At 59.9% G+C, this 14,515-nt stretch carries 7 protein-coding genes; all 7 read left to right on the forward strand.

Annotated features, from left to right (window positions below; genetic code table 11):
- A complete protein-coding gene (locus tag TERRO_RS12375) occupies positions 1-360 on the forward strand; it encodes a GPW/gp25 family protein (protein WP_014785991.1) in 360 nt (119 codons plus the stop codon).
- Complete coding sequence (locus TERRO_RS12380; RefSeq protein WP_014785992.1) at positions 360-2,789, forward strand: baseplate J/gp47 family protein; 2,430 nt, start codon at positions 360-362, stop codon at positions 2,787-2,789. The genes TERRO_RS12375 and TERRO_RS12380 overlap by 1 nt, the downstream gene beginning before the upstream one ends.
- A complete protein-coding gene (locus tag TERRO_RS22100; RefSeq protein ID WP_014785993.1) occupies positions 2,786-5,506 on the forward strand; it encodes a putative baseplate assembly protein in 2,721 nt (906 codons plus the stop codon). The genes TERRO_RS12380 and TERRO_RS22100 overlap by 4 nt, the downstream gene beginning before the upstream one ends.
- Positions 5,503-7,584, forward strand: coding sequence for a hypothetical protein (locus TERRO_RS12390; RefSeq protein WP_014786174.1), 2,082 nt, complete (start codon positions 5,503-5,505; stop codon positions 7,582-7,584). Before TERRO_RS22100 ends, TERRO_RS12390 begins: the two co-directional genes overlap by 4 nt.
- Before the next feature lie 21 nt (positions 7,585-7,605).
- Positions 7,606-10,557 (forward strand): DUF6519 domain-containing protein, encoded by a 2,952-nt coding sequence (locus TERRO_RS12395; RefSeq protein ID WP_014785994.1) that lies wholly within the window; start codon positions 7,606-7,608, stop codon positions 10,555-10,557.
- 716 nt (positions 10,558-11,273) lie between these two features.
- The gene (locus TERRO_RS12400) at positions 11,274-12,599 is read left to right on the forward strand and encodes an alpha-amylase family protein (RefSeq protein WP_014785996.1); all 1,326 of its coding nucleotides are present in this window, start codon (positions 11,274-11,276) and stop codon (positions 12,597-12,599) included.
- Positions 12,596-14,314, forward strand: a complete 1,719-nt coding sequence (locus tag TERRO_RS12405; RefSeq protein WP_014785997.1) for a hypothetical protein — start codon at positions 12,596-12,598, stop codon at positions 14,312-14,314. Before TERRO_RS12400 ends, TERRO_RS12405 begins: the two co-directional genes overlap by 4 nt.
- Positions 14,315-14,515 lie beyond the last annotated feature (201 nt).

The raw sequence follows: 14,515 nt of genomic DNA on the forward strand, positions 1-14,515 counted from the left end.
ATGCAGCATGTTCGATTTCCAATCCGTATCGATGGCCGGGGCCGTACCAGCACTGGCACTTACGAGCAGCATGTGGAAGACATGCTGGAACAGTTGCTCTTTACGCATGCGGGGGAACGCGTGAACCGGCCTGACTTTGGCGGCGGCCTGCTGCAGATGGTCTTCGCTCCCGGCGGCGACCAGCTCTCCGCAGCCACGCAGTTCATGGTCGCAGGCTCCATCCAGCAATGGCTGGGCGATCTGTTGCAGGTGGAAAGCGTCGATGTCTCTCAGACCGATAGCACCCTCTCTGTGTCCGTCTCCTACACGCTGCGTAAAACACAACAGCAGAAGACCTCCACGTTTACGAGGAGCAACTGATGGCCGCCTTTCTGTGTGCAAGCGAAGACCGGCGCGAAGCGGTACGAAGGCTGACGGGCACGACACCGCTCAATGGCATTGACTTTGTCGAGGTGCAGCCAGCCACACCCACCCAGGTTGAGGTGCACTTTCTGCACCCGATTGCGATCCCGCTGGCGACGGACAATTTCTTCGTCGAGGGCGGCGCACGCATCACGGGTCTGCAGGTGACAGCCTACGCACCCAACCCGGCCACGGGCTCGACCGTTCTGACGCTGACACTGAACACTGAGGGCGATCGGTCCAACTACACGTTGCGCATCGGGAATCCCTTTCCGTTGCCGGGTATTCCTTCCGGCATCGATCCCCAGTTAAGCGCGGTGGACTTCGTCTTTCATCCAGAGTGCGGAACGGCTGATTGTGCCGCAACGTCCAGCTGCCCGCCGACGGTCTACGATACGCCTCAGATTGACTATCTCGCGCGCGACTACGGTGCGATGCGACGGCAGTTGTTCGATCGTGTGTCGCTGCTTGTTCCCGGTTGGCGTGGTCGCAACGCTGCAGAGGTGGGTGCCATGCTGCTCGAGGTGCTGGCGTACACCGGAGACTACCTGAGTTACCGGCAGGACGCCGTCGCAACAGAGGCCTATCTCTCCACAGCGCGCCTGAATACTTCTGTCAAACGACACGCACGCCTGATGGATTACCAGATGCACAGCGGTCACAACGCGCGCGTGTGGGTGCAGTTGCATGTGACTGCAGACGTGCCCGGTGGCGTTCTGGCGGCGGTGCCGACCGGCTCTCGCCTGCTGACGGACCAGCCCGGACTACAGCCCGCACTGCCCACGACATGGAACGGATTCACCGACGCGGTCCACGCGGGAACGGGTGTGTTCGAATCGATGCGCGACGTTCATGACCTGCTCCTGGCGCACAATGAGTTGCCTTTCCACACATGGGGTGCGAGTGAGTGCTGTCTGCCGAAAGGCGGCACGCGAGCCACACTGCGCGGACGCTTTGACTCGCTCCGTGCAGGCGACGTACTTGTCCTTTGCGAGATGATCGGTCCGAAAACGGGTGATCGTGGCGATGCCGATGCCGTGCGCCGCCAGGCAGTGCGCCTGCTCAGCGTGGATGCAAGTGGCAGTGACCCGTACGATGGTCAGCTCATCACCGAAATCACCTGGCATCCGGAAGATGCGCTACAGTTCGCGCTGTGTATCGCAAGCCGCGATAGCGCAGGCAATCCCTTGCAGGACGTCAGCATGGCGCTTGGCAACATCGTGCTTGCCGATCACGGACGCACCATCGGACCCCCGGTAGATGGTGCTGCCCATGAGCCGTTGGCCGCAATGCCTGCACAAGGCCGTTACCTGCCACAGCTTGCGGCAAGCCCTGTAACTTTCGCCACACCCGCATTGCCGGTGCCGCTGCCAGGCGTCATGCTCGATTCCGCAGCAGCTTTGTTCGCAACCGACCCGCGCAAGGCGCTGCCAGAAGTAACGCTGACCAGCACGCCGGGTGGTCTGACATGGCTGCCCAGACTCTCTCTGCTGGATCGCGATATCGCATCGGACGGCGCGTACTTCGTGGCGGAGTCAGAACCCGGCCTGGGTACGACACTGCGCTTCGGAGATGACACACACGGCCGCAAGCCTGATCAACAGACAGTCTTCTCCGCGAGCTATCGTCTTGGGAATGGCCGCGACGGAAACGTGGGTGGCGACTCCATTCATCACGTGATGCTGCCTCACTCCGAGATAGACCGCGTGTGGAACCCGTTACCTGCGTCCGGCGGCGTAGAGCCGGAGACTATCGACCAGGCTCGGCAGAAGATTCCCTACGCTTACCGGACACAACAGCGCGCCGTTACATCCAGCGATTATGTCGCGGAGGCGATGGCGGTCGCCGGTGTGCAGCGTGCATCCGCGCGCATGCGCTGGACAGGCAGTTGGCACACCGTAACCGTCGTCGTCGATGCGCTGGGTGGTGCGCTGACGGAGGCCCTCAAAGATAGCGTGACGCTGGCACTCGAGGAAAAACGCATGGCCGGCCACGACGTAGAGGTGATGCCGGCAATGCTGGTCCCGCTCAGCATCGAGATGCATGTGTGTACAGGGGCCAACCGATATCGCGAAGACGTGCGCACCGCCATCCTGTCCAAACTCAACAGCGGTATACAGCCGGACGGTTCCCCAGGCCTCTTCCACCCCGATGTGATCGTGATGGGCGAACGCTTCTACATGAGCCCGCTGATCGCGGCGGTTCAGAGCATTGCCGGAGTCAGCGACGTCCGTATAACTCACTTCGAGCGCGAAGGCCAGCCAGGCCAACAAGGCATCATCGATGGTTTCCTGACGCCTGGACTGACGGAAGCATTCAGCATCGCCAACGACCCGAATTTCCCGGAACACGGCACCTTCAAGCTGATCGTGGAAGGAGGTCTATGAGCGACTGCACCTGCTGCACCGGCATCGCCGTAGTAGCACCCGGCACCATCGAAAACCCGCAGGGCCTCTCCACAATACCTTATCGCGTGGGAATACACGGCCAGTTCTTCGCTTCGATGCTCGCCGAGAACAACACCTCTGGCCTGCGCACGCGGGAGACGGATGACTTTACGGTCGCCGTCATGGACGCCGCTGCCGTGCTCTGCGACGTATTGAGCTTCTACCAGGAGAGCTTTGCAAACGAGCACTACCTTCGTACATCGAAGGAACGCCAATCGCTCGTGGGTATGGGCCAGCTGCTTGGCTACCAACTCGCAGCGGGCCGCGCTGCTTCGACCTATCTGGCGTTCACGCTGGAATCGCCCGTGGTGCCACCAGCACCTGCCATCGCAGGCCTTCCGCCTGGCCCCTACCCCACGCCCGGAGCCGTGGAAGGTGTGCCTGCATCCGTCAGCATTCCTATCGGCACAAAGGTGCAGAGTGTTCCCGGCCCCGGAGAGTCGCCTCAGACATTTGAAACAGTAGAAGCGCTGACAGCCCAGCCGGAGTGGAACAGCATTCCTCTTCGTCCCACGGCTCCGTTCTCGGCGGCCGCCACCGCGTTCAGCGCGGTCACGCTGCAGGGTTTCGTCGGCAACATTAAGCCGGGGGACTTTGTGTTGCTGCACCAGGATCCTTCGGCGCCCATCGTGCAGCAGGTGCTGAAGGTGGACACCCAGACGGTTGCGGGACAAACCACGTTGACTCTCGACGGTGCGACAAACCCGGGTGCCACTCTCGGATCGTTGCAGCCGCCTCCAGTGTCTAACCCGCCAGATGATTTCACTGAAAGCTACATCCTCTCTGCAGTGCGCGGCCGCAAGTGGAACCAGCCGGAGTTTGAAGCCATCATCAGCAACCGCCGCTGGGATACCGCGCGCTTACAGCAAGCAATCCGCAACGCGCAGGCGAAGGACACCTCCGGCGTGACCGTCAGTGTCATGTCATCGGCTGCTGCGCTCTTCGGTCACAACGCCGACCTCTCAGGCTCGTCGTCCTTGGAAACACTGGCAGAGTTGAGCATCAGCAAGAAGCTCGTAAAGAGCGTCGTGACTCATACATCTTCGGACGGTCATCTCTCGCAGCAGAACGCGGGGGCCGGGCAGCTGTATCTGGACGTACCGAATCCCGCCGCCGTGCCTGGCAGGTGGATCATGCTGGATGCTCCGTCTCTGAGAGTCGTCACGCAGATCAGCGGTGCCATCGATCTCTCTGTGGATGTCTTCGGTCCCGCCGCAAGGACCACTCGCGTGACACTCAAGAACCCGCCGGCTCAAAATGTGCTCGACAGCTTCTCCCTGCGATCGACCCGCGTGTTCTTGGAGGCGGCCACATTCGCTGTGGCTGCACCGTCCATGACTGCAACAAGCGGCAATGCCGACGCAGGCGGCGACACGCTGCGACTAGATGGTCCCTACCTTGGCTTGGTAGCCGGCCGGGACATAGTCGTCATGGGAGAGCTTACCCCTCTTCCGGGGCAGACAGCGTTTGAGCAGCGGACGATTGCCGGAGTAACTCTTGAAGACGGCTATACGGTGCTAAAGCTGTCCAATCCCCTGACCAACAGATTTGCGTGGTCCAGTGTGCGTGTCCTGGCGAATGTGGCCGCATCGACGCACGGCGAATCCCTTCCGGCAGAGACGCTGGGTGCCGGCGATGCGACCAAGGTCTTTCAAAGATTCGCTCTAAAGCAGGGTCCACTCACATGGGTCAGCGCATCGGTCCCCGCGGGCATTCTGCCGGCCATCACCGTGCGAGTGAACGGTGTCGCGTGGACGCGGGTGGATAATCTCTTCGCGTGCAGGCCGCAGGATCGTGTGTACATGCTGCAGACCACGTCTGAGGGCACCACATGGGTCTGCTTTGGGGATGGCGTCAACGGGGCGCGACTGCCAAGCGGCGCGGAGAACATCACTGCAGACTATCGCCGCGGTATCGGCGAGGGCGGCAACCTGAAGGCAGGCCAGCTTTCATTGGCATTGAGCCGTCCGCTGGGACTTAGCAGCGTCGTGAATCCGGTGGCCGCCACCGGTGGGGGCGCACCCGAGACATTGGAAGAGTCGCGCATCTCAATGCCCTACCCGATCAAGACGCTTGGCAGGATCGTCACCCTGCCAGACTACGAAGACTTCGCAAGGGCGTCTGCAGGCATCGCAAAAGCTCAGGCTGCTTGGGTATGGGACGGGCATCGCCGCGTGGCGATGGTCACCATTGCCGGACCGAACGGCGCGGTCATTCCGCCGGGTACGCCCGCATACTCGGATCTTCTGTCAGCTATTCAGTCAGCAGGGGATGAGCGAGTCGCGTCCGCACTCACGGCCTACCGACCCGTGTTTTTCGATGTCGATGCTTCGATCATCGTGGATCCCGCTTACGTCTCAGACTCCGTGCTCACAGCCGTGAAGGCGGCTCTTCAAAGCGCCTTCAGCTTCACGGTCCGGGCCTTCGGACAACCGGTCTACCTGAGCGAAGTGATCGCGGTGATGCAATCCGTTGCCGGTGTCATTGCTGTCGACGTAAATGCGCTGTATCGCAGTGGCACGACACCGGACCTTACGCTTGCACCGGCAGATTTCCTTGCCGCTGCGGGTGCCTCCGCTCTCGGCTCCACAATGACAGGCGCGGAACTCCTGACTCTGCGGGTTGGCGCGCTGAATAGCGTACGGGGGAACGCATGAGATACGACAAGGAGCATCTCCTCAGCCTGATTCCGGCCATCTACAAGCTGCGCGACGCCTTGAGCGACGATCAACCCAAAGGTCCACTGGATGCATTGATCGGCGCGATCGCTACGCAGATCTCAGGCGTCGAGTTGAACATTGAGCAGCTCTACGATGACCTCTTCATCGAGACGTGTGCGGATTGGGTCGTTCCCTATCTCGGCGATCTCATCGGCTATACCTCGCTCAGTGGCTCAACAGCGAACGTGCGCAGCCCCCGCGCCGAGGTCGCAAACACCATCAGCTATCGCCGCCGCAAGGGGACTCTCACGGTGCTGGAGATGCTCGCGGCTGATGTGACCGGCTGGCCCGCGCTTGCAAAGGAAAGCTTCCAGGGACTCGCCCAAACCCAGCATGTACGCCACCTGCGCCCCAGTCGCACATGGACGGCGTCCATGAGGTCACCGCTTCCTGCCCTTGCAGACAATCAGATTTTTCTCGACCTGCCGCACACCGTGGATGTTCGCCAGGTCAGTACAGGCCGCGGTCTGTGGAACATTCCGAATATTGCCATCACCCTGTACCGGCTTGCAGTCGGTAGCATCTCTGGCGGCACACCCGGCGTTCCCTCACCGGTCAATCCCAATCGGATGAGCTTCGATCCGTTAGGCCGCGATGTCCCATTGTTCCAGCCGGTCCGCGGGCCTGCTGCGGACCAGGCTCACACCGACTTGCCGCAGAACATGCCTTCCCGTGCATCGCGCCGCCTGTTATACGCCGAACTGGAGCAGCGACGTGCCCTGCTGGCGAAGGCAGTCGACCCGGCTGTGATCGAGGAAGAGGCCGTAGGCTTCACGGCGCTTCATCCGGTCTTCCGCATCGTGGTGGACGGTACCCCCATTGACCCGGAATTCATTGCCATCTGTAACCTGTCAGACTGGACGCCTTCCGCCGTTCCGGGTATCCAGGCCTCAGTTGATCCGGCACTCGGCCGATTCATGCTGGCAAATGCGACCCCGTCCAGCGTGCTGATTGATTACGCCTACGGATCACCCGGACCGTTTGGTGCGGGCGGCTACGTACGTCCGAACGCGCCCGCAATCACTGAAGTCACCAGCGGCGACTCGCTTTCCGGCGCTCTCGCAACTGCGCTCACAGCGAGCAAGGCTGATGTGCGCGTCTCCAGCAGCGCAACCTTTGCCGGAGACCTCACCATCACGCTCGACCCCGGCCAGACGCTGACGTTGCGTGCCGCCTCATTCATGCGGCCGGTCATCGGTGGCACACTGACCATCATTCTGGGTGACGGCTCTGCCTTGAAACTCAGTGGCTTTCTCATCTCCGGCGGCGTGCGCATCGATGGTGGACAAGGCTCCGTCGCCATAACAGGCTGCACAATGCCCGCCGCTCCTGATCTGGCGGTCGGCAGCAGTCCACCTCCTGCGCTCACCTGGGGAAACACTGGCGGTGGCACCTTGGCACTGGCTTCTACCCTCTCCGGCCCGCTGATCGTCGATGCCCTGCTGAACGTCAGTGTGACGGACTCAATCATTAATGCGGGCAGCGATTCCCTGCCTGCGATCAGTGCCGATGCCGGCGCCTCCGCAGGCGCTCTGTCGCTGGAAAGTACCACCGTGGTTGGCATGATCGCCGTGCGCGAGATCGGTCTCGTCCAGAACTCGCTGATCACCGGCTCACTTTCCAGCACGCGGACCCAGGGTGGGTGCGTGCGATTCAGTTACCTCGGCGCAGGCTCCACCACGCCGCGCCGATACGAGTGCCAGCCCGACACCGCCATTGCTACCGCGACGGCGACTGCGCGCGCTGCGGGCGCGACCAATGCTGCGATTGCGGTTCAGATCACGGCCATCGCCACACGCCTGCTACCCGCTTTCACCAGTCTTGATCCCTCCCATCCGGCTTACGCGCAGCTTGGCACGCGTTGCGCTGCCGAGATCGCGTCGGGTGGTGAAGATGGTGGGGAGATGGGCATGTACCACTCACTCCAGCAGCCGGCACGAAGCGGCAACTTGGAGATACGCGTTGGGGAATACCTTCGCATCGGTTTAGAAGCAGGCCTGCTCTATGCAGATTGAGTTGTAAGAACGGAGACACTGATGAAGGGCGACTTCTCAAGAAAAACGTTCAATCCGGGGAATAACTACCGGTCGGTATTGCAGCAGCAGGGACGCGTCAGTGTGGACGCCGACTTCAACGAAGAAGTCGACATCCTCAACACCCGCATCGACTCCACCGCAGCAAGTGTCGTCGGGGATGTGGCGCGCGGCAAAAACAACTTCAGCATCAGCGTCAAAAGCGACGGTACGCTATCCATCGGCCCAGGCGTCCTGTACCTGCACGGCATCCCTTGCGTGAATGGAACAGAGTGTGGGCTGGGTACACAACCGTATCTGCCCGTGGACAATCCCAGCCAGGCCTCGTTCCCTGACCTGACCGCAAGTACCAGCTATGTCGTGTACCTGCGCGCGTTCGAGCGGTTGATTACCGCCGTGCAGGATCCTGCAATCAGGGAAAAGGCTCTTGGTGGCGCGGACACCGCTGTACGGACGCAGTGGGTCTGGCAGGTACGTCTTGCACCTGCCGTTCTCCCCAATCCCATAGACTGCGTCAACGCATCCTTCTGGCAGCCCGCGTTCAATCCGGGGAAGATGACGGCTGGTACGGTTGCGCTCGCAACCGGCAGCAGCCCTTGCGTCCTGCCCCCGCAGGCAAACTTCCGCGGCCTTGAGAATCAGCTCTACCGCGTGGAGATCCACAACGGCGGTCCCCTTGCGACGGCGACCTGCAAATGGTCACGGGAGAATGGGAGCGTCCTCACCGCCGTCATCGCCGGATCGGCCGCGTCCGGGCCCACTGCAGGGCCGGTGCTGAATGTCGCAAGTGTAGGTCGCGATGCTGATCTGGGTTTCGGAAATCAGCAATTCGTGGAACTGCTGGATGATGCTATCGAGTTGTGGGGAAAACCACAGCCGCTCTCGACGGTGAAGAACGTCACTGCATCGCTGAATCAAATCGAACTGCAGGCAGCCGCAAGTCTGCCCGTAAACTTCGACAGGGCACCCCGCCTTCGTCGTTGGGACCACACAACCGGCGACGCCAATGGGATTCCGCTCGCCACCGGATCCATCACTCTAGAGAACGGCATTGCAGTTACCTTCAGCGCGGGTGACTATCGCGCTGGAGACTACTGGCTCATTCCAGCGCGCACCGCCATCGATGCGGACACAGGCACCATCGAATGGCCCGTCGACGGATCGGGAACCCACCTTCCGCTACCGTCGAGGCAGGTGGAGTACCGCCAGATCCTCACCGCAGTCACCTGGAACGGATCAGCATTTGCACTTGCCCCGGGAGCGCGTAACTGCGTGCCACAATTCCCGGTTCTCAGTGCGATTGGCGCAGAGGATGTATCGTTCGACTCCAACTGCGGCATACTCGCGGGCGTCACGAATGTGGACCAGGCACTGGAAGCTCTTTGTGCGCACCAGGGCCCGTGCACGGTCGTTGTGGCCCCGCCGCAAACAGCCGGAGATCCCTGGTGGGATCCACTGCTTGCACTCCCTGCGGGCAAGGATGCGGAGATCTGCTTCCAGGCCGGAACGTTTCCTCTCAGTGGACAAGGCCTCGCCCTTACTAAGCTCGGCCATCTCAAGCTCACCGGCGCCGGCAACGGCACAAAGATCACCTCCACGGGTGAAGCCTGCCTCACATTCAATCAGTGTGCCAGCGTCATCGTTCGCGATCTGGCGGTGACGGCATCCGCCACGAATGCACCCCAACTCAATGGCGCACTTACGTTCATCGACTGCAATGATGTAGTCGTCGAGAGCGTCACCGCACAGACGAGCGATGATGGCAGTGTCGGATCTGCCTGCATCGCTGTCCGTCCGCAAGGCCGCCGCAACCCGGCTACAACCGCCTCATTGCGAGTACGCGGTTGCACTTTGAATGTTGGCTGGCAAAAGCACGGCATCCTCGGCGTGAACGTATTACGAGCGCAGATTGAAGACAATGAAATCGTCTGCAACAGCACACAAACCATTACGGTAAACACCGTCACCAAATCCAACGCCCTCATAAAGCAACTTGCGGGAGTTCTTGTCTCGGGACTCCGTGTGCTCGCACCTCAGAAGACAACACCTCCACCCGCACCGGCCCCTGCACCAACTCCCGCGCCGACGCCGGTTCCAGCACCTGCTCCCACGTCTCCGCAAGCCAAGAAGCAGGCAGGCACCGTCAACCTACGGGAGACCGTCGCGAACAAAATCAACACGTTCATGCTGCCAACCAAACACGATACCTCCGTGAAAGTAGGCGAGAGTTCGGTCGTCTTCACATCGGATCCTCGCTTCCGCAACGCATTCAGTACCTATGTAGCCAAGAACGCGCCCGCAGATGCCACCCCCACAGCTACGGCCAAAAACATCAATCAGCTCGCGATTGACTTCGCAAAGAACCCCCAGCTCTGGCAAACACTCCCGGGCTTCGTGAACTTGGTCCAGAGTTTCCCAGTGACCGGCTTGCGCGGGATCTGCCTGGCAGGTTCATCACTTCGCGAGGCCCGCATCGTGAACAACTCCATCCTGCGTTTCCGCGAAGGAGTTCATATCGGTTTAAGTCACTCGGAAGTACAACGTGGAGCGCCGGACATTGCCGACAACATCCTTATTCAAAACAATCGCATCGAGGTATCGATGCTTCCCGGAGACGAAGTAGCTGCCGCAAGGCTTCGCGGCCCATTCGCGATCTACGTCGGCAATGTGAATCACCTGATGGTTGTTGACAATCAGACCACGGTAAAAAGGAACAATGCAGACTTGCCAGCGCAAGCAGGAGTGGTAGTTTATGGCTGGCTGGGACCGCGCATCATCGCACGAGGTAACAGCGTCAGCGGATTTCGCACAGGCTTCGTCGTTACGCCCAGTAAGGGCATGGCACTGCCGCTGACGAGGCTTTGGATGGTCACGGAAAACATCATCACCGGAGGCGGAAGCATCGCAAGCGGTCCATTAAACCCACCGATAACATCCACCATCAACATAAATTGATCGACCGCGAAAATGCGCTTGACAACCAGAAAACGCAAGCGCAATCTTATCTCGAACGACCGGTTACGGCAGTGGTTTTCCTACGGTATGGATGAATGGGTTTCAATCGGGGTCGCTTTTAGTGTCTCTGTGAGTTTCTCGGACATGTGGGTTCAAATCCAACGAAATTACTTCTCGTAGCCGGTCGAACAACCCACACCACCTCTCCTGAAAACGTTAGATCCCGCTGGCGATCTCCATAGCTATGCGCCCTGCATGGTCCACATAAGGAGCGGGATACCACTCGTCTTAATGCGCAACCTTCTCCTTCCTTATCGCGGGAGCGGGATGTCACTTCACGTGGCAGCACGTAATCCTGCATTCGCGTAACTCCGGCTAGATCTTCACGACCGCGCCTGCATCATCAGGACTTCTCGACAGCCGACATCCCTCCTCGTGGTAACCGAATGTCAGGCCGTGGTAGATATTCTTGTGCCGAATGCCACGACCTTTAGAGCAGTCCTCATAAATCACCCTAAATTCCGCGAATAATATTGGACTTATCATGTTGCTGTCGCTAGGATGGCTCGGAACTCCCGTGTAGGAAATCGCAGGCTTGATCACGTGTACCTCGCATGCGTGTCACTGTTATGCATCATCAACAGTTAACATCCATCGCTTCCAGCGTGTCCCTGTTCCAACGCTCTCCTCCCTGTAACCATTTCCGGAGTGGTCCAGTGATCCTTTACGACTGTCTCTATCCCAAGATCAAGAGTGGCTGGTACGAACGCCTGCGCACATTTGCGGGCGTGTTTGCTGACTTCGGCGGAGATCTGATTCTGTTGCCACCGCCCTTTCGCACGACTTATACCGGGTCAGATAACATGAGCCTCGGCTACGATCCCATAAGCGATCTGGATATTGGGCAGTGGGAAAGTTTGCGCGGTGGCACCGCGGAGGATCTGCAGTCACTCGCGCGGGAGGCCCTTCGCCACGGCCTGCGTCTCATGTTCGATCTGCCGATGCATCAATATGGCGGCTTTCCGATCGTTGAGCGTAACGGCAAGGGAAAGCGCGACCGAAAGCTCGCCTACAAGCCATCCTTCCTCTTCCGCGCTGCACCCGACCAGAACTTCGAGCGTGCGCCAGCGGATGGCTTACGGGTTCCCTATCAACACTCAAAGCCCGCGGACTACTTGCGCAAAATGAAGATTCAATGCACAGCATGGCTTATGCACGTCACAGCGGGCTTTGGCTTGCGTCTTGATGAAGCCAAAGATATGGACATGAACCTTACGCACAGGCTGGCGGCAAGTATTCCAGGATTCAAGGTTGCCGAGGCTTACACCGGCAGTAATGCACAACTCGATTCCTATCACCGGCAATCCGGCCTCCCCGTCTTCGACTTTGGCAGCCATTTCGCGTATCGAGCCGTAAGTCAGGGTGCTGGTCTGGACGCACTCGTCTACACGGATCGCTATTGCCACATGAATCCTTCGGCAGCGGTTCCCTTCGTGGACAACCACGACACCGATGGTGCCGATGGCGTGGTCAACTTCAAAGGATGGTTCTATCTGGATGCCTGCACGCAGGCTGCGTTAGCCTGCAGTATCTACGCCGGCGACTATGAGTTGTACGGCCTCGCCCCCTTGATTGATAACTATCTCTGGATCGGCAAGCGTCTCGCTGTCGGTAATCAGGCTTACCACGTGATCAGCCCCGACGTTTTGATCTGGTCGCGTGATGGCAATGGTGGTGAGCTTGGCAACGCGGCCGGGGTGTTGTGCGGTATCTCACGCGATCCGTTCAACACGCGCTGGGTATGGACGGACACTCCGTGGCGTAACTGCTGGATCAGGAATTACGCGCGAAGCGGTGGCCCTAACGTATGGGTGTACCCTGACGGTCGCGCTTGCATCCCGCTTCCACCCAATAGCTTCAGTCGCGCGGATAACGGTGTCGCATACAGCCTGCTCAATCAGGATGGGCCGCTGCCAAAGCGCGAGTTGCATATTCCCCTTCGAAACCCGCTCGACTTTTCAGGAATTACGGTGACTTTATGAAGACACTAGTCCTTGTTCTAGTCGTATCAGCGTCCCTTCCCGCACAGGTGCTCACGAAGTCCTACGATGCGGCCCGCACCTCAGAAACGCGCAGCGAAACGATCCTCACCGTGGCAAAGGTGGGCGCGGGCATGCAGATGCAGCCACGTATTCCGTGCATCGGCGATGCGCGAGGTTGCGAAGCACAGCCGCTCATCGACGGTGGTGTCATGCTCCTCGCCTCGAACGGCAACGTAATCCGCGGCGTGAAGCCGGAAGACGGTGCGGGTATCTGGCAGACCCCTGTGCTCTGCGCTCCAGTAAGGTCCGTGCCTCAGAACGATATGTGGGGAGTAAATGAACACTTCGGGATGCTAAGCACCGGCGTGATCGATCCGGACACACACAAGCTCTACCAGGTCGCGACTTGTTCCGCTGATGGTACTGGCTCTCACCGGTCCATGAACCAGCGCATGTTTGTCATCGACACACGCAACGGCACCGTGCTGGCAAACACTGTTCTGGATGCCGCCAGTAACGGCCAGCGGTATTCGGATGCTCCACGAAAACAACGTGCCGCTCTGGCGCTTTGGTCACGCAATGGCGTCAAGTTTATCGTGATCGCTGCGGGTTCATTCGCTGAGACAGGCGAGAACGCCACCGGATGGATTCTGGCCTTCGATACCTTTGACAATCAGGTAAAGGCCGCAATCTCGACCCGGGCCGGGATCTGGATGTCGGGCGGTGGTCCCTCAATCGATCGGAATGGCCTCATCTACCTGGGTGCGGGCAATGGCCCGTTCAACGGTTCCACTACCTTCGGTGAGGCGATGATGCAGGTACAGCTAACGCCACCCACTGCCACTACACCAGCCAGGCTCGCTGTACTGCACGCGTGGGCCCCTTACTCAGACTCCGCACGAACCTGTGCGAATGCCCAACTTACCCAGCCTCGAGCCATGCTGATGAATAAGGTGGCAGGCGACTCTGCACCCAGCAACCCGCCGCCGGGCGCCAGAATGCCTATGAACACCGATTGCGGCGCACAATGGGGCGACCAGGATGCTCATCTCTCCGGAACTCTGTTTGAGCGTTTCAACCTGTACCTCACCGCAGGTAAGGATGGAATCGGCTATCTTGCAAACACTGCACAGTTTCCAGATACGCAGCCCTCGGACTTTTCCAACGCTAAGGCGAACTGCGCGAAGGTCAAGATGTTCCAGTTGGGATGGGATCTCGGCATGGACTCCTGTCCTGCGAAACTGGCTGGCCTTAACCGCTTTCCCGGCGCCAAGACCCGGCACATCCATTCGCCACTGGCACAGCATTTTGCGCCTGATTCCACACAGTTCGTGCTCGCCTTCGCAGAGAACAGCCCTTTGCAGGCGTGGCGCCTCGATGCAAATGGCGCCATGACATTTGTAGCCCGCGGCAATGAGATGGCGTCCGCACAATCCCGCGCGGAGCACGGTGGCATGCCCGGAGGCTTCTGTTCGGTCAGCTCAAACCGAGGAGCAAACGCCATCGCCTGGTGCGCAATCCCGGATGGCGACGCGAACAGGTCTGTGACAACCGGCCGGCTCGTTGCCTACGACCTGACAGGCTTCACCGGTGGTCGCATCCGCACACTCTGGACTTCAGAGCAATTTGTTTTCTCAAAGTTCTCACAGCCGGTGGTCTCCAACGGACGAGTCTATCTGGCGGACTACGCAGGCAGCGTCATGGTCTGGCACTAACAAGCTCTTACGAAAGACCCACGTGAGCATGCGTGACAAAACCTTCCGCCCTTTGGGGGCAGACATTTTCCCCACCTTGTAAAGGGAGCGGAAGTTCGCGCAGTCCGCAAGTCCTGAGGCATTGGTCGCCACGAAGAAAGCTGGCGAGCCGGTTGGGGCGATGGTGGAGCGGCGGACCCGCTACAGACGCAGCCGTCATCT

The sequence above is a fragment of the Terriglobus roseus DSM 18391 genome (genome assembly GCF_000265425.1).
In the GTDB taxonomy this organism is placed as follows: domain Bacteria; phylum Acidobacteriota; class Terriglobia; order Terriglobales; family Acidobacteriaceae; genus Terriglobus; species Terriglobus roseus.

Bases quoted from the DNA above. Each gene is read 5' to 3' on its own strand.
- TERRO_RS12375 (WP_014785991.1), top strand. From the start codon at position 1: ATGCAGCATGTTCGATTTCCAATCCGTATCGATGGCCGGGGCCGTACC.
- TERRO_RS12380 (WP_014785992.1), top strand. From the start codon at position 360: ATGGCCGCCTTTCTGTGTGCAAGCGAAGACCGGCGCGAAGCGGTACGA.
- TERRO_RS22100 (WP_014785993.1), top strand. From the start codon at position 2,786: ATGAGCGACTGCACCTGCTGCACCGGCATCGCCGTAGTAGCACCCGGC.
- TERRO_RS12390 (WP_014786174.1), top strand. From the start codon at position 5,503: ATGAGATACGACAAGGAGCATCTCCTCAGCCTGATTCCGGCCATCTAC.
- TERRO_RS12395 (WP_014785994.1), top strand. From the start codon at position 7,606: ATGAAGGGCGACTTCTCAAGAAAAACGTTCAATCCGGGGAATAACTAC.
- TERRO_RS12405 (WP_014785997.1), top strand. From the start codon at position 12,596: ATGAAGACACTAGTCCTTGTTCTAGTCGTATCAGCGTCCCTTCCCGCA.